The organism is Deferrisoma palaeochoriense (assembly GCF_054656955.1).
Window position 1 is genome coordinate 63,622 of sequence record NZ_BAAHXI010000003.1, and the last position, 22,119, is coordinate 85,740.

General features: G+C 70.8%; 23 protein-coding genes and 1 tRNA gene. 18 read left to right on the plus strand and 6 right to left on the minus strand.

Annotated elements, in window-relative coordinates; genetic code table 11:
• Positions 1–8: 8 nt before the first annotated feature.
• The gene (locus ACYQ8L_RS01735) at positions 9–1,202 is read right to left on the minus strand and encodes an FAD-dependent oxidoreductase (RefSeq protein WP_459940033.1); all 1,194 of its coding nucleotides are present in this window, start codon (positions 1,200–1,202) and stop codon (positions 9–11) included.
• 161 nt (positions 1,203–1,363) lie between these two features.
• Between ACYQ8L_RS01735 and ACYQ8L_RS01740 the strand changes: the two genes are divergently transcribed.
• The 7 genes from ACYQ8L_RS01740 (at position 1,364) to ACYQ8L_RS01770 (ending at position 7,145) form a co-directional block, all read left to right on the plus strand.
• Positions 1,364–2,194 (plus strand): TrmH family RNA methyltransferase, encoded by an 831-nt coding sequence (locus ACYQ8L_RS01740; protein WP_459940034.1) that lies wholly within the window; start codon positions 1,364–1,366, stop codon positions 2,192–2,194.
• A 13-nt stretch (positions 2,195–2,207) separates the two neighbouring features.
• On the plus strand, positions 2,208–2,645 hold the full coding sequence (locus ACYQ8L_RS01745) for an OsmC family protein (protein ID WP_459940035.1): 438 nt from the start codon (positions 2,208–2,210) through the stop codon (positions 2,643–2,645).
• Between the two features lie 6 nt (positions 2,646–2,651).
• Entirely contained in the window at positions 2,652–3,572 is a 921-nt protein-coding gene (locus tag ACYQ8L_RS01750) for an RsmB/NOP family class I SAM-dependent RNA methyltransferase (protein WP_459940036.1), read from the plus strand.
• Positions 3,544–4,020: a methyltransferase RsmF C-terminal domain-like protein gene (locus ACYQ8L_RS01755; RefSeq protein ID WP_459940037.1), complete on the plus strand. Its 477-nt coding sequence runs from the start codon at positions 3,544–3,546 to the stop codon at positions 4,018–4,020. Before ACYQ8L_RS01750 ends, ACYQ8L_RS01755 begins: the two co-directional genes overlap by 29 nt.
• Before the next feature lie 198 nt (positions 4,021–4,218).
• Positions 4,219–5,076 carry an HDOD domain-containing protein gene (locus ACYQ8L_RS01760; RefSeq protein WP_459940038.1) on the plus strand — a complete coding sequence of 286 codons (858 nt, stop codon included), beginning with the start codon at positions 4,219–4,221 and terminating at the stop codon, positions 5,074–5,076.
• A 9-nt stretch (positions 5,077–5,085) separates the two neighbouring features.
• Complete coding sequence (locus ACYQ8L_RS01765) at positions 5,086–5,655, plus strand: CheB methylesterase domain-containing protein (RefSeq protein ID WP_459940039.1); 570 nt, start codon at positions 5,086–5,088, stop codon at positions 5,653–5,655.
• A gap of 83 nt (positions 5,656–5,738) precedes the next feature.
• The gene (locus ACYQ8L_RS01770; RefSeq protein WP_459940040.1) at positions 5,739–7,145 is read left to right on the plus strand and encodes a DHH family phosphoesterase; all 1,407 of its coding nucleotides are present in this window, start codon (positions 5,739–5,741) and stop codon (positions 7,143–7,145) included.
• A gap of 514 nt (positions 7,146–7,659) precedes the next feature.
• Here ACYQ8L_RS01770 and ACYQ8L_RS01775 read toward each other — a convergent pair.
• From ACYQ8L_RS01775 to truD, 4 genes are all read right to left on the minus strand, one after another.
• The gene (locus ACYQ8L_RS01775; RefSeq protein ID WP_459940041.1) at positions 7,660–8,475 is read right to left on the minus strand and encodes a HesA/MoeB/ThiF family protein; all 816 of its coding nucleotides are present in this window, start codon (positions 8,473–8,475) and stop codon (positions 7,660–7,662) included.
• A complete protein-coding gene (locus ACYQ8L_RS01780) occupies positions 8,472–8,693 on the minus strand; it encodes a sulfurtransferase TusA family protein (RefSeq protein ID WP_459940042.1) in 222 nt (73 codons plus the stop codon). Before ACYQ8L_RS01780 ends, ACYQ8L_RS01775 begins: the two co-directional genes overlap by 4 nt.
• Positions 8,694–9,004: 311 nt before the next feature.
• Entirely contained in the window at positions 9,005–9,943 is a 939-nt protein-coding gene (locus ACYQ8L_RS01785; protein ID WP_459940043.1) for a 4Fe-4S binding protein, read from the minus strand.
• Positions 9,944–10,040: 97 nt separating this feature from the next.
• On the minus strand, positions 10,041–11,075 hold the full coding sequence (gene truD / locus ACYQ8L_RS01790; protein WP_459940044.1) for a tRNA pseudouridine(13) synthase TruD: 1,035 nt from the start codon (positions 11,073–11,075) through the stop codon (positions 10,041–10,043).
• 126 nt (positions 11,076–11,201) lie between these two features.
• On the opposite strand from truD, the gene ACYQ8L_RS01795 reads away from it, so the two are divergent.
• The 6 genes from ACYQ8L_RS01795 to ACYQ8L_RS01820 all read left to right on the plus strand — a co-directional run bounded on the left by ACYQ8L_RS01795 (position 11,202) and on the right by ACYQ8L_RS01820 (position 15,263).
• A complete protein-coding gene (locus ACYQ8L_RS01795; RefSeq protein ID WP_459940045.1) occupies positions 11,202–11,840 on the plus strand; it encodes a response regulator transcription factor in 639 nt (212 codons plus the stop codon).
• Positions 11,840–12,394, plus strand: a complete 555-nt coding sequence (locus ACYQ8L_RS01800; protein ID WP_459940046.1) for a flavodoxin family protein — start codon at positions 11,840–11,842, stop codon at positions 12,392–12,394. The genes ACYQ8L_RS01795 and ACYQ8L_RS01800 overlap by 1 nt, the downstream gene beginning before the upstream one ends.
• A 61-nt stretch (positions 12,395–12,455) precedes the next feature.
• Positions 12,456–12,845, plus strand: a complete 390-nt coding sequence (locus ACYQ8L_RS01805) for a secondary thiamine-phosphate synthase enzyme YjbQ (RefSeq protein ID WP_459940047.1) — start codon at positions 12,456–12,458, stop codon at positions 12,843–12,845.
• A gap of 21 nt (positions 12,846–12,866) precedes the next feature.
• Positions 12,867–13,652 carry a sulfite exporter TauE/SafE family protein gene (locus ACYQ8L_RS01810; protein ID WP_459940048.1) on the plus strand — a complete coding sequence of 262 codons (786 nt, stop codon included), beginning with the start codon at positions 12,867–12,869 and terminating at the stop codon, positions 13,650–13,652.
• A 136-nt stretch (positions 13,653–13,788) separates the two neighbouring features.
• Positions 13,789–14,313: a TlpA family protein disulfide reductase gene (locus tag ACYQ8L_RS01815; protein WP_459940049.1), complete on the plus strand. Its 525-nt coding sequence runs from the start codon at positions 13,789–13,791 to the stop codon at positions 14,311–14,313.
• Positions 14,310–15,263 carry an endonuclease/exonuclease/phosphatase family protein gene (locus ACYQ8L_RS01820; RefSeq protein WP_459940050.1) on the plus strand — a complete coding sequence of 318 codons (954 nt, stop codon included), beginning with the start codon at positions 14,310–14,312 and terminating at the stop codon, positions 15,261–15,263. The genes ACYQ8L_RS01815 and ACYQ8L_RS01820 overlap by 4 nt, the downstream gene beginning before the upstream one ends.
• Before the next feature lie 18 nt (positions 15,264–15,281).
• Here the strand turns inward: ACYQ8L_RS01820 and ACYQ8L_RS01825 are convergent, their stop codons facing one another.
• Positions 15,282–15,515, minus strand: a complete 234-nt coding sequence (locus tag ACYQ8L_RS01825; RefSeq protein WP_459940051.1) for a MoaD/ThiS family protein — start codon at positions 15,513–15,515, stop codon at positions 15,282–15,284.
• A gap of 324 nt (positions 15,516–15,839) precedes the next feature.
• Here ACYQ8L_RS01825 and ACYQ8L_RS01830 point away from each other — a divergent pair, with 324 nt between their 5' ends.
• The 5 genes from ACYQ8L_RS01830 (at position 15,840) to ACYQ8L_RS01850 (ending at position 22,059) form a co-directional block, all read left to right on the plus strand.
• Positions 15,840–16,121, plus strand: a complete 282-nt coding sequence (locus ACYQ8L_RS01830; protein ID WP_459940052.1) for a DUF4398 domain-containing protein — start codon at positions 15,840–15,842, stop codon at positions 16,119–16,121.
• Positions 16,118–17,293 (plus strand): OmpA family protein, encoded by a 1,176-nt coding sequence (locus ACYQ8L_RS01835; protein WP_459940053.1) that lies wholly within the window; start codon positions 16,118–16,120, stop codon positions 17,291–17,293. The genes ACYQ8L_RS01830 and ACYQ8L_RS01835 overlap by 4 nt, the downstream gene beginning before the upstream one ends.
• 72 nt (positions 17,294–17,365) lie before the next feature.
• Positions 17,366–17,442, plus strand: a tRNA-Arg gene (locus ACYQ8L_RS01840).
• A 556-nt stretch (positions 17,443–17,998) separates the two neighbouring features.
• On the plus strand, positions 17,999–19,615 hold the full coding sequence (gene phnD / locus ACYQ8L_RS01845) for a phosphate/phosphite/phosphonate ABC transporter substrate-binding protein (RefSeq protein ID WP_459940054.1): 1,617 nt from the start codon (positions 17,999–18,001) through the stop codon (positions 19,613–19,615).
• A complete protein-coding gene (locus ACYQ8L_RS01850) occupies positions 19,612–22,059 on the plus strand; it encodes a hybrid sensor histidine kinase/response regulator (protein ID WP_459940055.1) in 2,448 nt (815 codons plus the stop codon). Before phnD ends, ACYQ8L_RS01850 begins: the two co-directional genes overlap by 4 nt.
• Positions 22,060–22,119 lie beyond the last annotated feature (60 nt).

Here is a 22,119-nt window from a genome sequence, read left to right on the forward strand (position 1 = left end):
GGTCCGGGTCAGCCACCCCCCCGGTGCCGGCGCTCGATCCACTCGGCCACCATGAAGGCGGCCACGGTTCCCTCCCCCACGGCCGAGGTGATCTGTTTGCGGCTCCCCGAACGCACGTCGCCGGCGGCGAACACCCCGGGCATCGAGGTGGCGAGGGTGGCCGGGTCGGTCTTCACGAAGCCGCCCTCGTCGAGCTCCACCGTGCCCCTCAGGAACCCCGCGTTGGGCTGGAGCCCGATGAACACGAACACGCCGTCGCAGGGGACCGTCTCCACCCGGCCGGTGGCCGCGTCCTCCACCTCTACCCCCTCCACCCCGTCGGTCCCAAGCACCCGCCGGACGCGCTGGCCCAGCCGAATCTCCACCTGGGGCAACGCCCGCACCCGCTCCTGGAGCACCCGGCTTGCGGTGAGCCGGTCGAGGTTCTGCACCAGGGTGATCCGGTCGGCGTACTGGGCCAGGTGCACGGTTTCCTGGAGGGCCGAGTTTCCGCCCCCCACCACGACGACGTGCTTTCCCTTGAAGAACGGGGCGTCGCAGGTGGCGCAAAAGCTCACCCCCCGGCCCACGAGCTCCTCCTCCCCCGGAACCCCCATGCGCCGGTACACCGACCCCGTGGCCACGATCACCCCGCAGGCCAGGACCTCGGCCCGGGGGGTGAGCACCCGCACCAGGGTGCTGGCCGGCTCCAGCCCTTCGGCCCCTTCGAACGTCCGGACCTCGGCCCCGAACTTGAGGGCCTGGCGGTACACCCGTTCCATCAGCTCTGCGCCGTTCACGGGCTCCGGGAACCCGGGGTAGTTCTCGATCCGGTCGGTGAGGGCGGCCTGCCCGCCCGGCATGGCCGCCTCCAGGACGAGGGTGCGCAGCCCCTCCCGGGCGGTGTAGATCGCCGCCGTCAAGCCCGCGGGCCCGCCGCCCAGGATCGCCACGTCGTACGCCGGCGGCAGGGACTCCGGGTCGAATCCCAGGGCCTCGCCCAGTTCCCCGGGGGCGGGATCGACGAGGAGGCGCCCCCCCACCTCCACGGCGGGCACCTCGACCCCGCCCCCCGTGAGCCCCTCCAGGCGCCGGCCCGCCTCGGGGTCGGCCTCGGGGTCCACCACCTCGTAGCCCACGCCCGCCGCGTCGAGGATCTGGCGCACGGCGCGGCATTTCTCGCACCAGGGCACCGCGTAGAGAACCGCTTTCGCCTCCGCCATCGGTTCCTCCGTCTTCTCGGGACCGGTTCCGGTTGGCGGCAAGGCTACCAACCCCGGCGGGGGTGTCCAGCCCCGCGCTTTACCGGCCCCGGCCCGGAAGGGTAGTCTGGTCCGGCCGGGCGGCCCCCGGCGGGGCCACGGAGGGAAAGGAGGCGCGGCCCGTGGCGGACACGATCCGATCCCCCAGAAACGAGCGCGTCCGGTGGCTCGCCCGCCTCGGCGCCGACCGCCGGTTCCGCCGGCGGGAGGGGGCATGGGTGACCGAGGGGATCCGCCTGGCCGAGGAGGTGCTGGCCTCCGGGCTCCGGGTGCGCCTGTGGCTCCTGGAGGAGGGCTGGGAGGAGCGGGGGGAGCGCGAGGCCCGGCTGTTCCGGCGCGTCCGGGCCCGGGGCGACCCGGTGGCCCACGCCACCCGGGCCGCGGTGCGGGAGGCCGCCGACACCGCCACGCCCCAGGGCGTGGTGGTGGCCTTCGAGGCCCCGGCCTGGTCGGCCGAAGATCTCCTGACACGGCCCGGCCCCGTGGTGGTGCTCGACCGCCTCCAGGAACCCGGGAACCTGGGCACGATCGCCCGCACGGCCGAGGCCACGGGCGCGGCGGGACTCGTTCTGGTCAAGGGGGCTGCGGACCCCGGAAATCCCAAGGCCCTGCGGGCCTCGGCCGGGTCCCTGCTCCGGCTCCCGACCCTGCGGGTGGACGACCCGGCTGGCTTCCTCCGGGACGCCGGCCTCCCGGCGGCCGCCACGGTGAGCCGGGGCGGCACCCCCCCGGACGCCCTCGACCTCTCGGGCCGGTTCGCCCTGCTCCTCGGCCAGGAGGGAGGGGGGCTGGGCCGCGGGCTTACGGCCTTGACGGATCTCCGGATCACGCTGCCCATGGAAGGCGCCGTGGAGTCGCTCAACGTCGCGGCAGCCGCGGCCATGATCCTCTACGAGGCCCAACGCCAGAGGCGGGCGAACCCGAGACGAACCGGAGCCTGCCACACTCCCTGATGGAGGTGCTCCCATGTCCCAGATCCAGACCCTTCGTTTCACCCAGACGATCGAGCATGCCGGCGGGTTCCGGGCCACCGTGAGGGTTCGCGACCTGCCGCCCTACGGCCTCGACGAACCCAAGGACCTCGGGGGGGACGGCGCGGCGCCGTGCCCCATGGACTACCTTCTGACGGCGGTGGGGGGGTGCCTCCTATCGAGCCTCGCCCTGTGCCTCCAAAAGAAGCGGGTCGAGGCCCCCCTGGCCATGGACATGGAGGGCGAGGTGGCCCGCAACGAGGAGGGCCTGTTGCGGGTCGTCCGGATCCGGGCCCGGATCCGGGTCGGGGCCGCCGAGGCCGATCGCCGAAAGGTCGAGGGCTGTTACGAGATCTTCAAGAAGTACTGCATCGTTTCGGCCTCGGTGGCCCAGGGCATCCCCCTCGAGACCGAACTCGTCTTCGGGGAGTAAGGCCCCTTGTCCCGGTTCGCCGACCGGTTCGCCCGGTACCGGGAGATCGTGCCCGATTTCCCGGCCTTCTGCGCGGCCCACGAGGCGCCGGCCCCGGTCCATCTGCGGGTCAACCCTCGCAAGGCCGCCTCCGACTGGGTGGTGAACCGGCTGTCCCGGGCCGGGGTGCGAGTCCGGCCGGAATCCTGGTATCCGGATCTCCTTCGCGTCATCGAGGCCCCCCAGGGGTTCGCCTTCGGAGCCACCCTGGTCCACGCGCTCGGCTTCGTGTACATCCAGAGCGCGTCGTCGGCCGTGTCGGCCCGGGCCCTGGGGGCCCGCCCCGGGGACCGGGTGCTCGACCTGTGCGCGGCCCCGGGATCCAAGACCACCCTGCTCGTGCAGGAGATGGACGACCGGGGGCTCGTGGTGGCCAACGAGCCCAACCGCCGGCGGATCAAGTCGCTCGCCGCAAACCTCGAGCGGATGGGCGCGGCGTCGGTCCTGATCACCGCTTACGCCGGCCAGAACTTCCCCAAGCGGCTTCGGTTCGACCGGGTGCTGGTGGACGCCCCCTGCTCTGGCGAGGGCACCTGGCGCGGCCCCGACGCCAAACCCCGGAGGATCTCCGGGGAGTTCCGGGCCGCCCTGGCGCGCCAACAAACGGGCCTCATCCAGAGGGCCTGGGACGTCCTGGAACCGGGCGGCGAACTCGTGTACTCCACCTGCACCTACGCCCCGGAGGAGAACGAGGCGATCCTGGCCGGCCTGGTGGAGCGCGAGGGGGCCCGGGTGCTCCCGGTGCCGGTGGACGTGCCGGCCGAACCGGGGCTTCCGGAGTGGGAGGGGCGCCGGTTCCCTCCTGAGCTCGCGCTGACCCGCCGCCTCTATCCCCACCGGTTCGATTCGGAGGGTTTCTTTGTCGCTCGATTGGCTAAACCCGGATGAGACCCGGGCCGTCATCGCCTACTTCGGCGAGCGGTTCGGCGTGCCCCCGGAGGCGTTTGAGGGCCTTCGGCTCTTTCGCCGCAGCGGGTACGTGTGCGCCGTGCGCGGGGAGGCGGCCGAAGCGGCCGAGGCGCTCCAACTCGCCGGGGGCGGGCTCCGGCTCGCCAAGGAGATGGGGCCGGGCCGGTTCAAACCGGCCACCCGGGGGGTCCAACTCCTGGCGTCCGGGGCCGGGGGCGGGGCCGTGGACCTCCGGGACGAGCAACTCCGGGCCCTCCTGCAGGGGCAGACGATCCCGGTGGACCGCCCCGGCCGGGGGTTCGTGCTCCTCCGGTGGGAGGGCGCGGTGATCGGGGTGGGGCTCCTGCGGGAGGGCCAGCTCGTGGGCCAACTGCCCCGCACGGTGACGGAGCACCTGCGGGTCCGCCCGGACGAACCCCTCGTCTGACCCCCTCCACCCTCCGCGGGGGTACGAATACGTTCGGACGTATTGCCGGGGGGGCGGGGAACGGGTTCCGGCTAAAGATCCCGGCCGCTTGGGCCGACCCGTGTTCCAGGGCGGGGGCTTCCCGCGCGCCGGCGGGAGCCCTTCGACCGAAGACCGCAGACCGACGAACGGCAGACCGACATTTCCCCGGAGATCACCATGGTTCAGCCCGCCCCGATCCTGGCCGAGATCAGCGACCGCCTGGAGCGACTTCCGCCCATGCCCCAGACCGTGTCCGAGGTCATGCAGATGAGCCGGACCGAGGACTTCGCCGTGGGAGACCTGGCCCAGGTGGTGTGCAAGGACCCGACGCTCGCGGCCCGGGTCCTGAAGCTGTGCAACTCCGGTTTCTACGGACTCGGCAAGGAGGTCACCAGCATCCAGCGGGCCGTGGTGCTCCTGGGCTTCGAGATGACCAAGAACCTCGTGCTCTCGAGCTTCGTCCACTCGGTGATCCAGGGGGATTTCGAGGCCTACGCCCAGACCTCCGAGGGCCTGTGGGAGCACAGCTTCGGGTCGGCCACGGCATGCCTTGCCCTGGCCGAGAAGGCGGCGCCCGATCTCACCGACGTCGCGTACACGGCGGGGCTTCTCCACGACATCGGAAAGGTGGTGCTGGCGACCCTGCTGGCACCGCGGTTCCAAGAGGTGGTCGAGGCGGTTAAGACCCGGCGGATCCCCTTCCCCCAGGCGGAACGGGAGGTCCTGGGCACGAACCACGCCGAGGTCGGGGCCCTGGTGGCCGAGCGCTGGAACCTGGCGCCGGTGCTCCGGGACGTGATCCGCTCCCACCACGACCGGGACGCCGAGGTGGAGAATCCTCGCCTGGCTGCCCTAGTCCGACTGGCCGACGGGGTGTGCGGCATCCTGGGGGTGGGCGCCGGGTTCGACGCGGCCGACGCCGAACTGGACGAGCGGGACCTGGCCCTCGTGGGGCTCCAGGGCGACCGGCTCAAACCCGTGCTCGACGAGGTGATGACCCGGGTGATGGACGTGCGCGGATTCCGGCTGTTCTAGGGGGAGGCCATGGACCGGATTGTCTGCATCGGGGGAAGCACGGGCGCGCCGGCCGGGCTCACCGACCTTCTGGCGAAGCTCCCCGGCGATCTCCCGGCTCCCATCCTGGTGGCCCTCCACATGCCCGGTTCCATGACCGCCGGGTTCGCCCAGACGCTGGAAAAGCGGGTGCCGTTTCGGGTCTGCGTGGCCGAAAACGGCGCCCGACCCGAGCCCGGATGCGTCTACCTGGGGCCTGGGGGGCTCCATCTAGGGCTTTCGCCCACCGGCCGGATCGTCCTGAGCCCCAAGCCCCAGGAACTCCACTTCAAGCCCAGCATCGACATCCTCTTCTTCACGGCGGCCAAGGCCCTGGGACGCCGGGTCGTGGGAGTGGTGCTCACGGGGCTCTCGGCCAAGAAGGACGCCGTGGAGGGCGCCCTCGCCCTGCGCAAGGCCCGGGCCGAGGTGCTGGTGATCGACGACCCCTCGAGCAAATTCCTGGGCATGCCCAAGGCCGTCATCGAGGCCGGCGGGGCGAGCCGGGTTCTTCCGGCCCGCGACCTCCCGACGGCCCTGGCCCGGGCCGTGCGCGGTTGACCCTGCGGGGTCGCGAGCCTACACTTCTAGCCCTTTGCGGTTTCCCCAGAACCCCTGCGCCGGTGTGAGGCCCGTTCCCGACCATGGCCGTCGTTGTCGTCAGCCGGACCGACCTTCCCCTTCTGCTCCTGGATCCCAAATCCGCCCAGGAGCCCATGGCCTTCGTCACCGACCAACCCGCCCTGGCCCGTCAGGCCCGGCGTCGGGGATTCCGAACCGCCACGGGCGACCTGGGCGATCCGGCCCTCTACCGCCGGGCCCGGGTGGGGGCCGAGGACCGCATCCTCGTGCACCTGCCCCGGGCCCCGGAGCTCAACCGGGTGCTCCGCACCCTGCTTCGCGCGGTGCCCGATGCCGCCGTGGCGGCGCTCCTGGAACCGGGCCGAACGCCTCCCGAGGCGTGGAAGGAGCGGGTGCTCTTCGTTCCCACCGGGCAACTGGGCAACGTGCGGCTGCGCGCCGAACTCGAGAAAGCGGCCACCCGCCGCATGCTCGCGGCCATCCGAAAGCTGTTCGAGGGGGCCGAGAAGGTGCTGCTCCTCGTGCAGGACGACCCCGACCCGGACGGCTTGGCCTCGGCCCTGGCGCTCCGGGCGCTCCTCGGCCGCAACCGACTCACCGCGGTCATCGGCGCGTTCGGCAGGGTTACCCGGCCCGAGAACGTGGCCATGGTGAAGCTCCTCGACATCCACGTGGAGACCCTGGCCCCAGACGACCTCTCCCGGTTCGACCGGGTGGCCCTGCTCGACGTTCAACCGCTCCACTCCCCCGACATCCCGCTGCGGGTAGACCTGGTCATCGACCACCACCCCCGCCGGTCCCAGTGCCGGGCCACGATCGCCGACATCCGGCCCAAGTACGGGGCCACGTCCACCATCATGACGGAGTACCTGCTGGCCTCGGACGTCCCCATCTCCCAGCGGCTCGCCACGGCGCTCCTTTACGGGATCAAGACCGACACCCAACTCCTGGGCCGCGACACCACCCCCATGGACGTGTCGGCCTTTGCGGCGCTCTACCCCCTGGCGAACCACGCCCTTCTGCGCCGGATCGATAGGCCCCAGTTCCCCCGCCGGGATCTGCCGGCCCTCAGCCAGGCCCTGGCCCACACCCAGATCGTGGACGACATCTTGTTCGCCCACCTGGGCCCCCTGACCCGGGAGGACGTGGTGCCCTTCATCGCGGACTTCGGCCTCGAGATCGAAGGCGTGGAGTGGTCGGTCGTGTCGGGGATCTACGGCGGAAAACTCGTGATCTCGGTCCGGAGCTTCGGAACCGGCCGGAGCGCGGGGGAGGTCACCAAGGCAGCATTCGAGGCGTTCGGAAGCGCCGGGGGCCACAAGGCCATGGCCAAAGCGGTGATCCCCCTCGAAAATCTCCCCGAGGAGTGCCTGGATCACGAGACTTGGATGCGCGACCGGTTCTTAAACGCGCTCTACCAGCCCAAGCAGGCGAAAACCCGGGACGGGAACGAAGGCGAGGCCGGGTAGGGGTCCCGAGGGATACGAATCCCGACGGGAGAATGATCAACTCCCGGGTGTCGGTACGGGAACCAGGGACCCGCGCGATCACGGAAAACCCGGCGCCGCCGTTTACGTCTACGTCGCTGGGCTCCACCAGGCTTGGATTGCTTTGGAAGCTGCCGTAGGCCGTGGAGCGCGGCCTGTCCGCAAGAACGATAACTTCTCGGTTTCGGCCACAGGGTGGATCGCCGCGCCCTGGGCGAAGGGACCGGAGACCGTGCCAGGTGCCAGAAGACAGACGACAGAGGACAGGGGTGCTCTGAACTCTAACCTCTGAACTCTGGCCCCCGATACGGCAGCCGCTCCCAAGGGTTCGCCGGCGCGATGACGTCGGGAGCCCGAATGTTCTTAGCCGCCTCGCTGCCGAGCAGCCCAGCCGCCTAGCCGAAGTTGCTCGGAAGGCGCGGCGAAAAAAGGTGCCGCAGTCGCGCTCGGCCGGAGCCGGTCCCCCACCCCGCGACCGGCGATACCGTCGTGGGCCTCAGCACCCCGCCTCCGGGGCCCGGCAGGTCTCCTCGGCCTCGTCGGCCACGGGCCTGCGGTAGGGCTCCTCCCCGCACGCCGGGCATTGGGGGTCGCGGCGCACCCGGACCTCCCGGAACGTCAGGGCCTCCCCGTCGAACACGACCAGCCGGCCCACGAGCGGCTCCCCGACCCCGAGGAGCAGCTTCAGCACCTCCAGGGCCTGCAGGCTTCCCATCACCCCCGCCACGGCGCCGAGGATGCCGGCCTGGGCACACGTGGGCACGCTCCCCGCGGGAGGCGGTTCCCGGAAAAAGCACCGGTAGCACGGGCCCCGACCCGGCACGACGGTGAGGATCTGCCCCTCGAACCGCAGGATGCCGGCGTACACGTAGGGAACCCCCGCGTCCACGCAGGCGTCGTTCACGAGGAATTTCGACCGAAAGGTGTCGGTGCCGTCCACCACCACGTCGTAGCCGCGGATCACCTCGAGGGCGTTCGCCGCGGCGAGCCGCACGGGGTGCTCGACCAGCCGAATCCCGGGGTTCAGCCGGCGCAGGGCCTCGGCCCCGGATTCCACCTTGGGGCGGCCCACGTCCGGGGTGCCGTGGAGGATCTGGCGCTGGAGGTTTGTGAGGTCCACCCGGTCGGCGTCGCACAGCCCCAGGGTTCCCACCCCGGCGGCCGCCAGGTAGAGGGCCGCGGGCGACCCGAGTCCCCCCGCCCCGACCACCAGCACGCGGGACCGCTTGAGGCGCTCCTGGCCGATCCCCCCAACCTCGGGCAGGATGATCTGGCGGGAATACCGGTGGATCTCCTCCTCGGTGAGGCTCATGCCTTCTTCCGCACCCGCACCCGGAACGCCCCGCCGTCCCGCTCCACCGAGACGACCTCGTGCCCCTCGTCCCGGAGCGTCCGGGGAATGCTCGCCACCGGCTCCCCCGGGGCCATGAGGATCTCGAGCTCCTGCCCGGGTTCCACCTGCTCCAACGCCATCCGGACCCGCACCAGGGTCATCGGGCACACATCGCCGGTGATATCGAGGAAGGACATGGGGAACCTCCTTCGTCAACTTCGGCTAGACGGCTGGGCTGCTTGGCAGCTAGGCGGCTGGGAACATTCGGGATTCCAGCGTCGGCAGTTGTCCTGACCTGTGGTAGCGGCTTTCGAGCCGCGACCATTTCCCTTCGGGCCTTCGGCCCGGATCGCGGCGGGGACGCCGCTCCTACACCCGGGCACTGACTCGGGCGTTACTGTCATGCACAGTGGCGCCCCAAAGCGGCGCTGGGAAGCTTCCAGCTTTCCAGCTTTCCAGCCTTCTAGCTTTCTAGCTTTCCAGCCTTCCAGCCTACTCGCCTTCCCACTCACCCAAACGGCTGGAACCGCGCGAGCGCCTCGGGGGTGAGGGCCACCCATTTTTCCCGGGCGACGCCGTCGAGCACCTCGGCCTGAAACCGCTCGGGGCCTACACGAAGCATGGTCTGGCCGAGCCGCTCCTTGGGCCGGCCGTTGTCCCGGTACCACGCTTTGATCCGGCCGACTGCCTCGATCGCCTCCTCCTCGCCTAGGAATTCCGCCACCTGGAGGCCCACCTGCTTGACCCGGCCCCACCGCCCGCCAGCGAACAGGTGAAGCCCCGTGCGGGCTTCCCGCATGGCCGCCATGGGGCAGGCCTTGATGCAGTCGCCGCACGAAACGCAGGCCGACCGGTCGATCGTGGCCACCTCCCCCTCCATCCGCGCGGCCCCCAGGTGGCAGGCCTCCACACACACGCCGCATCCGGTGCACCGGTCGGGGTCGCACTCGGGCTTCGCGGCTCCCACGAGGCCCACGTCGTTCGCCTGGGGTTTGGAGCAACTCGAGGCGCAACCCGACACCCCCACCTTGAACTTGTGGGGCAGGACCTCGGCGTTGTTGTACCGCCGGTCGATCTCCCAAGCGATCCGGAAGGTGTCGACGTTGCCATGGGGGCAGACCGTTCCCCGGCACGCGGTGGTCGTTCGCATGCGGGGGCCGCACCCCGCAAGCCCGATGCCGGCCTCGGCCAGTTCCCGGCGGAGGGCCTCGAACCGGTCCCCGGGCACCCCGGGCAGCTCCACGCCGTAGCGCGCCGTGAGAAACACCTCCCCCCGGCCGTGCTCCCGGCTCAGCCGCGCCAGGCTCTCGAGGACCTCGGCCGTGAGGATCCCCACCGGGATCCGCAACCGGGCCGAGTACTCGTTGGGCCCCTTGGTTTTGATCATGCCCGTGAGTTGGGCGCCCACCACCTTGGGCGTGTAAAACTCGGAAGGCCGTACGCTCATCGCTTTCTCCCCGTGTCGAACTCCGTTGGCACGGGGAGTTTGGCACTACATTATACGAGTGTCAAGATCGGCTTTTCAAAATATATTGCCGTATATTTTACGTAAAACCTGCGGGGGTTCCCGTGATCTCCCGCACCACGGAGGTTGCGAACGCGCCCGGCGGACACAGGAACTCGACCACGACGCCCGACTCCGACGGCCGCACCTCCGCCCCGGCCAGCGGCACCCGCAGGGGGCGCCGGGAGCCCGTCTCCCGGGAGAACCACTCCTCTTCGAGGCCGAAATCCGAAAGCACCTCCGCCTCCTGACGGGCCACCCAACCCGTGGGGCGGACCATCTTACGGCCCCACAGGGGGCCGGTGGGCGCCACCTCGAACCGGTCCACCCGGGGGGCGTCCGCCTCGGGGTCGGCGCACACAAAGAGCCCCCCCGAGTCCGCTTTCTGGAGCACGTCGCCCGGAAGGGGCCGGTCGAGCAGGTTCGCCTCGATGCGCCGGGCGAGCACCTCGTTGAACACCAGGGACTGGAGGGCCGAAACCATGAGGTCGCGCTTCCACCGTCCCAGGCGCACCTCGCCCTGGAGAACGGCAAGCCCCTTGACCGCGTTGTCTCCCTTCCCCCCGAACCGTTGGGGCCCGAAGTAGTTGGGCACCCCCCACGACTCCAGAAACGCCACCACCCGTTCCACGGCCCCGGCCTGCACGCCTTCCAGGACCACCCGGAACCGGTTCGCGGCCAGGTGCCCCAGGCGGAGCTTGTTTCGATGCCGCGTGGCGAGGTGAACCCGGCATCCCTCGGCCTCGAAGGCCTCCCGGGCCGAATCCGTGGCCACGCCGGCCACGGTGAACCCCTGCACCGCGGTGCAGCGTTTGTCCTTCATGCCCGCGTACCCCACGGCGGCAGGGTGCAGATCCAGCCTCCGCGCCACCGCCACGGCGAGGTCCCGCGTGGATCGGTTTGTGCGCTCCACCCAGAGGGCGGCGTGTTCCCCCTCCCCGCAGAACGGGTACAGGGGGATCTCCTCCACCCGAAACGTTTCCGGGCCCGGGTTCCACACCCCCCCCGCCGGTTCGGCCACCAGGCGCGGATAGTCGTAGTCCCGGTAGGGCACGAGTTGGAGATCCGTTCGCATGGGTTCCTCCCGCGCCGCGAGGCCGGCGCCCTCGTTGAACAGGCGTTTCGGGCTATGCTACCGTACGAGCATCGCGGTCGCACGTTTTGGCCTTGAAAAAAGGGGGAAAAGGGGGTTTTCCGCTCCATGCCGATCCGCGTTCTCATCGCCGAGGATCAGCGACTGCTCCGACAGTGTTTCGAAGAGGTCTTGGGGCTCGACGAGGACATCGAGGTGGTGGCGACCGCCTCCGACGGCACCGAGGCCGTGGTGCTCGCCGAGAAGCATCAGCCCGACATCGTGCTGATGGACCTGGCCATGCCCCGCCTCGACGGCATCCGGGCCACGCGTCTCATCCGGGAACGGGTCCCCCGCACCCAGGTGCTGATTCTCTCCCTCCACGACGCCCCCACCAAGGTCGACCAGGCCATCAAGGCTGGCGCGGCGGGCTATGTTCTCAAGGACGTGGACCTCGATGAACTCGTACGGATCCTCAAGGCCGTGTACCGCGGCGACGAGATCCACTCCCCGTTCCTCGCGGACCAGAAACTGTCCCAGGCGCAGGACCCGGCGCGGTACGGGCTGACCGAGCGGGAACTCCAGGTGCTCCGCTACCTGGCCCGGGGCGACAACAACGCCGAGATCGCCGAGAAACTCTGCGTGTCCGAGCAGACGGTAAAGAAGGAACTGGTGAGCCTGTTCGAGAAACTAGGGGTGAAAAACCGAACCCAGGCCGCCGTGAAGGCGGTGCAACTCGGGTTCGCGGAGTCCGAGGCGGTGCACTGATGATCCTGGGCGTGGTGGGAAGCGGTCGAGAACCCTCCAACTCGGCCCGACTCGCCGAGGAGGTGCTGGCCGGGGCCCGGGAGGCGGGGGCGGGCGAGACCCGGACGGTGCCCCTCGCCCGGCTGTCGTTCCGGGGGTGCGTGGGTTGCGGCGCCTGCCGGGCCACGGCCACCCGGTGCGTGCTCGAGGACGACCTCACCCCGGTGCTGCACGAGACGCGGACCTGCCGGGGGCTGGTGCTTGCGACCCCGATCTACTACGGCTACGCGACGGGACTCTTCAAATCGTACCTCGACCGCTGGTACTCCTTTCGCGGCGCGGACCGAACCCTCCGGATCCCAACGGGGCGGCCGGCGGTGCTCCTGGTGACCCAGGGGCACCCGGATCCCGACGCCTACGCCTGGACCCTGGGGAGCCTGGAGCGGGTGCTCACGTCGTATGGCTTCGAGCCCACCGCCCTCGTGGCCCCCGGTCTGGAGGAGGCCGGGGCCGTAGAGCGGCACCCCGACCTCCTGGCCCGCGCCCGCGACCTGGGGCGGGCGCTGGGGGCATGAGCCGGAACCCAGCGGCCCCAGACCAACGACCGGCGACCGAAGACCGCAGACGGAACTCCGCATGGAAACCCTGACCGTGAAGACAACCCGTCGCGAGTGCCTCGTGGACATCACCGCGGCCGTGGCGGAGGTGGTGCGGCGCCGGGACGGGGCGCTGTGCACGGTGTTCGTGCCCCACACCACGGCCGGCGTCACCATCAACGAAAACGCGGACCCCGACGTGGTGGCCGACCTGCTGCACCACCTCTCGGAGCTCGTCCCCCGCAACCGGCCCTACCGCCACACCGAGGGCAACTCCGACGCCCACATCAAGGCGACCCTGGTGGGCTCGTCGGTCCAGGTCCCCGTGGTCGGGGGCCGGCTCGCTTTGGGCACGTGGCAAGGGATCTTCCTCGCGGAGTTCGACGGGCCCCGCACCCGAAAGGTCCAGGTGGTCCTCCATGGGGGATAGCCCCACCCCGATCGCCCCCCCATGACCTGGGCGATCCTTCCCCCCCTGGGCCTCGGGGCCGGACTCGCGGCCGGTTTCCTGGGCATCGGGGGCGGGGTGTTCCTGGCTCCGGCCTTCCTCGAGCTCTTCGGATGGCTGGGCTACCCTGCGGCCAGGGTGCCCACCGCCCTCGGCACATCCAAGGCCGTGGTCCTCCTGGCGGCGGTCTCGGCCCTGCGGTCCCAGGCCCGGGCAGACCAGGTGGAGTGGTCCCTGGTGCGGCGGCTCGCGCCCTTCGTGGTCCTCGGCGCGGCGGCCGGGGGCGCCTTGGGGACCTTTGCCGCCCCCGGAGCGGTCCAGTTGGCCTTCGGGGTGTTCTTGATCGTGCTCGGCCTGGGCCAGTGGGCACGCGAACTCCTCCGTCCCCTCCCGGCGCTCGCGCTCACCGGCCTGCGGGTTTGTGCCGCGGGGGCCGCGGCGATCGCCGCCGCCTTCGGGATCGGCGGAGGGGTTCTCCTCGTGCCCCTTCTGGCGGGACCCGGCCGTCTCCCGACCCACCGGGCCGCGGGCACCGCCGCCGGCATCATGGTCTTTTCCGCCTCCACGGCGGCCGCGGGCTACGTCGCCTTCGGGTTCGCCCGCGGCAACCCGATTCCCGGGGCGATCGGGTACCTCCACCTTCCCACCTGGGCCCTGGCGGGGGTGCCCGCCCTCGCCGGCGCGCGGTGGGGGGCGGCGTGGGGGCGGAGGGTACCACCGCGAACACTGAGGGCGGCGCTGGGCCTCGTGCTCCTCGCGGTCGGGACACGAATCCTCCTGGCTCGGTGAGCCAAAACGCTTTGCGCCGGAGCGGCCCGTGGGCCAGAATGGAACAAACCCGCGGTTCCGCCCCCCGGAGGGCGCCCTAGGGGGCCCGGGGCGGAACCCCGGCGGCCGCCGTTCATTCCCGCAAGGAGGCACGACCGTGGGCCGAGTTTCCAAAATCGTCTTCACCGTGGCCGTCGCCGCGCTGCTCTGCGCGTTCCGGGCGTCCACCGAGGCCCGGTACGCCGGCGTGGGCAATCCCGTTCCCGACCTGGTGCTCGAGACCCTGGACGGCCGGCAAGAGGATCTCCTCGGCGGGAGGTCCGGATGGATCCTTCTGAAGTTCGGTACGACCTGGTGCCCCCAGTGCGGGGACGAGGTGGGTGAACTCAACCGGATCGCCGGCGACCTTCGGCAACGGGGCGTGCGGGTGGTCGAGGTGTTCTTGCGGGAACCCCCCGAGGTGGTCCGCGCCGATGTTCGCAGGATGCCGCGCTCGTACGCCGGAAGGATTCTCCTCGACCGCAACGGCGAGGCCATCTCGGCCTTCGGGGTTCGGGTGATCCCCCGGCTCGTGCTGGTGGATCCCGCGGGCGTCGCCCGGGCGGACTCCCGGTTCCAAGCGGCGAGAGACCTTCTCGCCACCATCGACCGGGCCCTGGCCCATGCGGGGGAGGACGGATGAGCGGCGTACGGGAGCTTCGGCTCGCCACCTACAACTTAGAAAACCTAGGGGTCCGCCCGGACGAGGAAACCCCGGAGGCCCGCGAGCGCCTGCCCCGGCACCTCGAGGCCCTGCGGCGGGCGATCCGCCGGCTCGACGCCGACGCCGTGGCGTTCCAGGAGCTGTTGGATCCCGACCTCCTGGAACCGCTGCTCGACGGACTGGGGTATCCCCACGTGGTCCTGGCCGAGCGGGGGTCTAGCCCGCTACGGTGCGGGGTGTTCTCGCGCTATCCGCTGGCGGGTGCCAAAACGGTGGCCGCCGGGATCGACCTCGAGGTCGTGGACCGGAAGGCCGGCATGGAGGTCCGGGTGCGGGGGGCGTTCAGCCGGCCGGCGCTCCAGGTGGAGTGGCAGGTGCCCGGGTTTCCCATGACCCTCATCGTGGTCCACTGGAAATCGAAGATCCCCTCCTACACCCGGGAGCTCCAGGGACAGGGGGCCTCGGACCGGTGGCAGAGCCTGGGGGATGCGGGGGAAGGGCGGCTCGTGACCGAGGCCAAGCGGCTGGGCCAGGCGGTGCAGATCCGGCGTGCGGTCGACCACCTGCTGCGGCGGGACCCCGAGGCGAGGGTCGTCGTGCTCGGCGACTTCAACGACACGTTGGACTCGGAGGGCCTGCGGATCGTGGCGGGGGACGCCCGGGCCTGCGACAGCCCCTCACTGACGCCGATGGAACTCGTGGCCTGCGAAGAGGCGATCCCGGCCGACCGGCGGTTCACCCAGGTGTACCGGGGCCGAAGGGAGATGCTCGACCACATCCTGATCTCCCAATCCCTCCTTCCCCACTTCCTGGGGGCCGAGGTGCACAACGAGCGGCTCCGGCCCGCCCAGGAGGGCCCCGGGTTCGACCCCTACGACCCGGGCTCGGACCACGCCCCGGTGCTGGCCCGGTTTCGCCCGCCCCGGTAGACCCGCCGCCCGACCGGCCTACCCCCCGGCCACCGGCGGAAACAGCGCCACCTCGTCGCCGTCGGCGAGCTCCCGCCCGGGGTCGGCGTGCCGCCCGTTCACCAGCAGGATCCGAGGCTTCTCCTCCGGGATGCCGAGCCGCGCGATCAACTCCCCCAGGGTCGCCCCTTCCGGGAGCTCCACCTCGAAGGGCGCCTTGCCCTCCGGCGCGAACTTGCGAAGACCGGCGTACAGATTCACCTTCACCCGCATGATCGTCTCCGGTTCAGCGTGTCGTTCCGGTACTGAGAGGCTAGAAGGCTAGAACGCGGGAATGCCGAAAGCCTTACAGCCCCGGCTCCCAGCGCCCGCGCCGTTTCCAGCCTTCCAGCCTTCCAGCCTTCCAGCCGCCCAGCCGCCCAGCCGCCCAGCCGCCTAGCCAGTATACCCGACCTCCTTGACGGCCGAAATTCCCGCGTTACCGTGTTCGCCACCTCCGACCGGGGCCCGGATTGGGGAAAGGAGGTGCGGTGCTTTGGGCAGACGGTCGGCCACATCCGTAAACCAAGCGATGCAATCGGAAGAAAGGAGGAACCCATGAGACGAAGGCACTGGTTGGCGGCCCTCGCGGCCGTCGGGCTGCTCGGCGGGTGTTCCACCCTGGGCACCCTGGGCCAAGCCCACGACACCCTGGCCCAGGCCAAGGCGGCCGGGGCCGAAGCCAAGGCGCCCTACGAGTTCTACAAGGCCCAGGCGTTCCTGGACCTGGCGGAGCACGAAAAGGACGAGAACGACTGGTCTGCCGCCAAGGAGTGGGCCGGGGTGGCGTTGGAGAACGCCCAGAAAGCCCTGGCCACGTCGAAAGGAGGTGCCCAATGAGGACATGGAATCTGCTTTGGGGCGCCCTCCTCGGGGCCGGGGCCCTGGCCCTGACGGCCGGCTGCGGAGCGATCCGGCCGCTCTCGAAGGCCGATGCCGATCGCGTGGCCGCGATCCAGGCGAAGATCGGCGAGGCCCAGAAGATGGACGCCATGGAGTGCGCCCCCCGGGAACTTGCGACGGCCGAGGCGCTCCTGGCCCACGCGCGACACGAGGCCATGGAGTTCCACGGCGGGGCCGAGGTGGACGAGGAGTTCCAGACGGCGGAACGGGCGGCCGACGACCTCCTGGCCAAGACCAAGGCGTGTTGGGAGGCCAAGCAGAAGGCCATGGCCAAGCCGGCCCCTCCCCCCGACTCCGACGGCGACGGAGTGCCCGACTATAAGGACCGCTGCCCCGGGACCCTGAAGAACGTCCCGGTGGACGCCGTGGGCTGCCCCATCGACACCGACGGCGACGGCGTGGCCGACCACGAGGACAAGTGCCCGGGCACGCCCATGGGCGCCCCGGTGGACCGGACGGGATGCCTCAAGGACTCCGACGGCGACGGGCTCACCGACTGGGATGAGACCCAGAAGTACGGCACCAACCCCAACGACCCGGACTCGGACGACGACGGGCTCGCCGACGGGAAGGAGGTGCTCCAGTACGGCACCGATCCGAAAAACCCCGACACCGACGGCGACGGGCTCACCGACGGGGACGAGGTGGCCAAGCACGGCACGAACCCCAAGGACCCCGACACCGACAAGGGGTCGGTGCCCGACGGCCTCGAGGTCAAGGTGGCCGGCACCAACCCGCTCGACCCGGCCGACGACGTGAAGGAGCTCAAATGCGTCGAACTCCAGATTCAGTTCGACTTCGACTCCGACGTGGTCAAGCAGGCCGATTACGCCGAGCTCGAACGGGTGGCCCAGTACCTCAAGGAAAACCCGGAACTCAAGGTCATCATCCAGGGCCACACCGACAACGTGGGCACCCCCCAGTACAACCTGGACCTGTCGCTGCGGCGGGCCAAAGCGGTGGTCAAACTCCTCAACGAGAAGTACGGGATCGAAAAGGCCCGGATGAAGGCGGAAGGCTACGGCGCGAGCCAGCCCATCGCCTCCAACGACACCGAGGAGGGACGGGCGAAGAACCGCAGAATCTACGCGATCCTGAAGTGCGAATAGCCCGCAGCCGGGGGCGGGCCAAAGTTCTTGCAATCCGTGCCGCCCTGTGGTTAACTACGCGCTTCCTTCGGCGGGCGAGTAGCTCAGCTGGATAGAGCGCAGGTCTCCGGAACCTGAGGCCGTGGGTTCGAATCCCGCCTCGCCCACCACCGAAACGAAACCGCCGGCCCTCGGGCCGGCGGTTTTTTTGCGCCTTCTTCCCTTCCCTGCCCCGTTGGGGCCGAGGTAGCACTCGACGCTCGGCAGCGACCCGGGCCATCTCGCAGGTGATCACGTGGCTGTAATGCCACCGCTCGATGCCCGAACGGGTGCGGATCCACCCCTCCGAAGCGTCCAGGAAGGTGGCCCGGTCGTCGTTGGTCATGACGGCGGAGGGGGACACAGTTGCCCCAGCCGGTGATGTCGGCGAATCGCATGGACCCTCCTCGTGGCCGCTGCTCGGCTGCGGCCGGCCCAGCGACGAGGCTCCCCTGAGCAGGGCCGGCCCGACCCGGGGGGCGTCTCGGGCCGACCGGGCCGATCCCCGGCGACGGATTTGCGGGTTCACCAAAGCAGGGCAACCCGTTTTCCCCGTTGCCGCCCCCCCGGGGGTGACCTTCTGGGTTCCATCAACTCCGCATACCCGTTCTGGCATGGTAAACTTCTTTCCCTCTGCCGCCGAAACGAAGGGGGTGGCGTCGCGTTTTCCCACGAGAGCGGGAGCCCATGAGCCGAACCGCAGCCGTTCTCTTCGTTCTTGCCGTTCTCCTCGGGGCCTGTGCTCCCGGGGGCGGGTCCCCGCCCGAACGGTTCCGCCTGGGCGGATCCGGTTCGGCCCGCGATCTCGCCCAGGCCCTCGTCGACGCGTTCCAGGCGTCCCACCCCGGGGTCCAGGTGGAGCACGTGCCCTCCACCCATTCCGGCGCCGCCATCCAGGCCCTCAAGGCCCGGGAGATCGACGTGGCCTACCTGACCCGCGAGCCTTCCGCCGACGAGCGCGCCGGTCTCTACGTCTACCCCTTCGCCCTCGACCCCCTCGTCTTCGCCGCCGACGCCGACGCCGGGATCACCGGCCTCACCACCCTCCAACTCCGACGGCTCTACGACGGGTCCATCCCCGATTGGTCCGGCGTCGGCGGCTCCCGGTTGCCCGTGGTGCTCCTGGACCGCCCGCCGTTCACCTCCCCCCGGAAACTCCTCGACGAGACCGTGTTCGCCGAGCTTGCCGTGAGCCCCAGCGCGACCGTGCTCGAGGCGCCCCAGGACATGTCCCACGCCCTGCGGATGTACCCGGGGGCCCTGGGATACACCTCGCTTCGCGACGCCCTGGAACTCGAGCCCGACGTGCGCGTGCTCCGGCTCGACGGGGTGTACCCGGACCCGGAGGCGGTGCGGACCGGTCGATATCGACTCGCCCGACCGGTCATCTTCGCCGTGCGGGCCGAACCCCTTTCGACGCCCCGGCGGTTCCTCGAGTTCTTGAAAACCCAGGCCGCCCAGGAACTCGCCGAGGCGAGGGGCCTCGTGCCGGTCCGGCGGGAACTCCGGATCGGGGTGCCGCCGATGCGAAACATCGTGGCCCTCGAGACGAAATACGGGGGCCTCGCCCGGTTTCTCCAGTCGCGCCTCGGGCTCCCCGTGGACCTCGTGCACCAGGCCAGCTACACCGATCTCACCGAGGCGTTTCGCACGGGCCAGGTGGACGCGGCGTTCGCCGGCAGCTTCGCCTACCTGGTGGCCCACGTGGAAACCGGGGCCGAGGTGCTGGCCCGGCCGGATTACGGCGGGATCTCCCGGTACCGGGGGGTGATCTACGTGCGCGCCGAGAGCCCGCTCCGGTCCCTCGAGGACCTCAAGGGTCGCAAGGTAGCCCACGCGGGGCCCACCACCACGGCAGGCCAGATCTTCCCGATGTACGCCCTCAAGCGCCGGGGGCTCGGGACGCCCGAGACGTTCTTCGCCGCCTTCGAGGACGCCGGATCCCACGAGGCGGCCCTCCGCAGACTCCTCGGCGGCGAGGTGGACGCCGCGGCGGCGAAGGACCTGGTGTGGAGGGAGATGGTGCGGGAAGACCCGTCGCTCAAGGGCCGGCTCCGGGAGCTCGCCGCGTCGAAGCCCGTGCCGTCCAACGGGTTCGTCGCCGGCCCCACGGTGTCCCCCTCCCTTCGGCGCCAGATCCGAACGCTCCTTCTTTCCATGCACGAGTCCCCCCAGGGGAAGAAGGCCCTGATTGACCTCGGGGCCGACCGGTTCCTTCCCACCACCGACGAGGACTACGCCCCCCTCTACGAGATGGTGCAGGCCCTCTCGGCCGAACTCGCCAACTACTTCCAGTACCGATGATCCGCCCCACGAGCCTGCGCAGCCGGTTCCTGGTTTCGTTCGGCGCCCTGGTCGCCGGGTTGGGGCTCCTGAGCCTGGGCGTCACCTGGATCTCCACGGCGGCCTTCTACCGGACGAACCTCGACCTGCGGCTCCGCCAGACCGCGGCCCGCCTCGAAAGCCACCTGCGGGCGACGGAGGAGTCGCTCGTGTTCCGCACGCGGATCCTGGCCGAGGTGGCCCGGGTCCAGTCGTCCAGCCCCGATCCCCGGCCCCTGCGCCAACTCCAGGTGTACACCATGCGCTGGCTCACCCACGACGGGCTCGAGGTCGTCGGCATGGGAAACCGGGCGTACTGGAGGGGCCGGGGAGGCTGGGAGTTTCTCCTCGAGAAGGCGTTCTCCGGGGTCCCAGCGGCGTCGGTCGAGGCGCTTCCCGGAGGCGGGGCGGCGCTGGCCGCGGCGAGCCCCCGGGAGGGGTCCAACGGAGTGGAGGAGGTCATCGTGGTGGCCCTTCCCCTGGAGACCTCCGTCCTCCAGCGCTGGGCCTCCCTCCTGGGAGCCGATGTGGCATTGCTCGGGCCCGAGGGCCAACTGCTCGGAACGAGCCTCCCGAGCCCGTGGGATCCCCCACCCCCCGATTCCATGAGGGGGGAGGTCGTGATCGGGGGGGTTCCCCACGCCTACTTGCGCACCCCCCTCCGCGCCGGGGGCCGGGCCCAGGGGTGGGCCCTGATCCTCCTGCCCACCGGGGAGCTCCAGGCCCTCGCGATTCGCACGGCGCTCGGCCAGGCCGGGGTCCTCCTCGCGGCGTTCCTGGGGTTCTTCGTCCTTTACCGCGCCGTGGTCCGCCGGGCCACCTCCGACCTGGAGCGGCTCTCCGGCTGGGCCCAGGGCTTCGACCCGGGGCATCCCACCCCGCCGCCGCCCGTGGCACGGGACGACGAGGTGGGGATCCTGGCGGCGTCCTTCGGCGATCTTGTGGCCCGCCTCGAATCGGCCCTCCAGCAGGTGGCCGCGGCCAACGAGGAACTCGCCGAGGCGAACCGGACCTTGGAGGAGCGGGTGCGGGCGAAGACCCGGGAACTGGAGGAGGAGCGCGAGCGCCTCGACGCGGTGCTGAGCGGCATGCCCCACGCCGTGTTCCTCGTGGACCCCAACGGCCGGATCGTCTACGCGAACCGGGACGCCCACCGCCGGTTCGGGCCGGTGGAGGGCATGCGCTGCGCCCGGGTCCTGGGCCGGGCGGAACCGCCGCCCGAGGGCGGCGAACTCGAGCTCCGGCTGGGCGGCCGCGACTACCTGGTCCAAAGGGCTCCCGCGGGAAAGGGTCACGCCGTGGTGGTGGTGCAGGACATCACCGAGCGGCGCACCTTGGAACGGCAGCTCCAGCACGCCCAGCGGATGGAGAGCGTGGGCCGGCTCGCGGCTGGGGTGGCCCACGACTTCAACAACATCCTCGGGGCCATGGTGCCGTCGCTCGAGATGATGGAGCGGCGCATCGAGGATCCCAAGGCGCTTCGGTACCTGGCCACCGTGAAGACCGGCGCCGACCGGGCCGCCGGCTTGGTGCGCCAGCTCCTCGCCTTCAGCCGAGCCGGGGAGTTCGAACCGCGGCCGGTGGACCTGAACACCGAGGTGGAGCGGGCGCTCGGCCTGGTGAGACCGAGCCTCAAGGGCATCGAGCTGCGTTGGCTCCCGGGCGACGGCCTCGAGCCGGTCCGGGCCGACCCCACCCAGGTCCAGCAGGTCGTTTTGAACCTCGTCCTGAACGCCGCCGACGCCATGGGCTCCGGGGGCGCGCTGACCGTCGAGACCTACCGGTCCCCGGATGCCCGGGCCGCCGTGCTGGCGGTCCAGGACACCGGTCCGGGCGTTCCGGAGGACCTGGCCGAACGGATCTTCGACCCCTTCTTCACGACCAAGGAACCCGGCAAGGGCACCGGCCTGGGGCTCGCCATCGTGTACGGGATCGCCGAGCGCCACGGGGGGGCCGTGCGGCTCGTCAGCCCGCCGGGGGGAGGGGCCCGGTTCGAGGTGACCTTCCCCTTCGCCGAAGGGGCGACGCCGGAGGCCGCGGCCGAGGGGGAGCCGCCCGCCGGCGCGGGCGACATCCTGGTGGTGGACGACGACCCCGTGGTGCTAGCGACCCTGGCCCGGGTGCTCCGGGACGCAGGCTACCGGGTGCGGGCGGCCCGGAGCGCCGAGGAGGCCCTTCGGGCGGTCGAGCGGGGGGACCGATCCTTCCGGGCCGCCCTCGTGGACGTGCGCATGCCGGGCATGGACGGCGTGGCCCTGGCCGTGAAACTGCGGGACCTCGACCCCGGACTCCCCATCCGGTTCATCAGCGGGTACGCGGAAAACCGCGAAGACGAGATTCACAAACTCGGTTTTCCCAAACCGCTCCGCAAACCCTTCCAAACCCGAGACCTGTTGACCCTCCTCCAGACCATCGTACGGTCCTGATCCGCTCCCAAGCGATTTTTTGGGCCTCACCCCCTTGACACCACAGTGCCTGCGGCTAGA

Coding starts and splice junctions, on each gene's coding strand:
- ACYQ8L_RS01775 (WP_459940041.1), bottom strand. CDS start 8,475: ATGAGCCTCACCGAGGAGGAGATCCACCGGTATTCCCGCCAGATCATC.
- ACYQ8L_RS01780 (WP_459940042.1), bottom strand. CDS start 8,693: ATGTCCTTCCTCGATATCACCGGCGATGTGTGCCCGATGACCCTGGTG.
- ACYQ8L_RS01770 (WP_459940040.1), top strand. CDS start 5,739: ATGGCCGTCGTTGTCGTCAGCCGGACCGACCTTCCCCTTCTGCTCCTG.
- ACYQ8L_RS01820 (WP_459940050.1), top strand. CDS start 14,310: ATGAGCGGCGTACGGGAGCTTCGGCTCGCCACCTACAACTTAGAAAAC.
- ACYQ8L_RS01825 (WP_459940051.1), bottom strand. CDS start 15,515: ATGCGGGTGAAGGTGAATCTGTACGCCGGTCTTCGCAAGTTCGCGCCG.
- ACYQ8L_RS01785 (WP_459940043.1), bottom strand. CDS start 9,943: ATGAGCGTACGGCCTTCCGAGTTTTACACGCCCAAGGTGGTGGGCGCC.
- ACYQ8L_RS01835 (WP_459940053.1), top strand. CDS start 16,118: ATGAGGACATGGAATCTGCTTTGGGGCGCCCTCCTCGGGGCCGGGGCC.
- ACYQ8L_RS01805 (WP_459940047.1), top strand. CDS start 12,456: ATGGAAACCCTGACCGTGAAGACAACCCGTCGCGAGTGCCTCGTGGAC.
- ACYQ8L_RS01850 (WP_459940055.1), top strand. CDS start 19,612: ATGATCCGCCCCACGAGCCTGCGCAGCCGGTTCCTGGTTTCGTTCGGC.
- ACYQ8L_RS01800 (WP_459940046.1), top strand. CDS start 11,840: ATGATCCTGGGCGTGGTGGGAAGCGGTCGAGAACCCTCCAACTCGGCC.
- ACYQ8L_RS01795 (WP_459940045.1), top strand. CDS start 11,202: ATGCCGATCCGCGTTCTCATCGCCGAGGATCAGCGACTGCTCCGACAG.
- ACYQ8L_RS01745 (WP_459940035.1), top strand. CDS start 2,208: ATGTCCCAGATCCAGACCCTTCGTTTCACCCAGACGATCGAGCATGCC.
- truD (WP_459940044.1), bottom strand. CDS start 11,075: ATGCGAACGGATCTCCAACTCGTGCCCTACCGGGACTACGACTATCCG.
- ACYQ8L_RS01830 (WP_459940052.1), top strand. CDS start 15,840: ATGAGACGAAGGCACTGGTTGGCGGCCCTCGCGGCCGTCGGGCTGCTC.
- ACYQ8L_RS01760 (WP_459940038.1), top strand. CDS start 4,219: ATGGTTCAGCCCGCCCCGATCCTGGCCGAGATCAGCGACCGCCTGGAG.
- phnD (WP_459940054.1), top strand. CDS start 17,999: ATGAGCCGAACCGCAGCCGTTCTCTTCGTTCTTGCCGTTCTCCTCGGG.
- ACYQ8L_RS01810 (WP_459940048.1), top strand. CDS start 12,867: ATGACCTGGGCGATCCTTCCCCCCCTGGGCCTCGGGGCCGGACTCGCG.
- ACYQ8L_RS01735 (WP_459940033.1), bottom strand. CDS start 1,202: ATGGCGGAGGCGAAAGCGGTTCTCTACGCGGTGCCCTGGTGCGAGAAA.
- ACYQ8L_RS01765 (WP_459940039.1), top strand. CDS start 5,086: ATGGACCGGATTGTCTGCATCGGGGGAAGCACGGGCGCGCCGGCCGGG.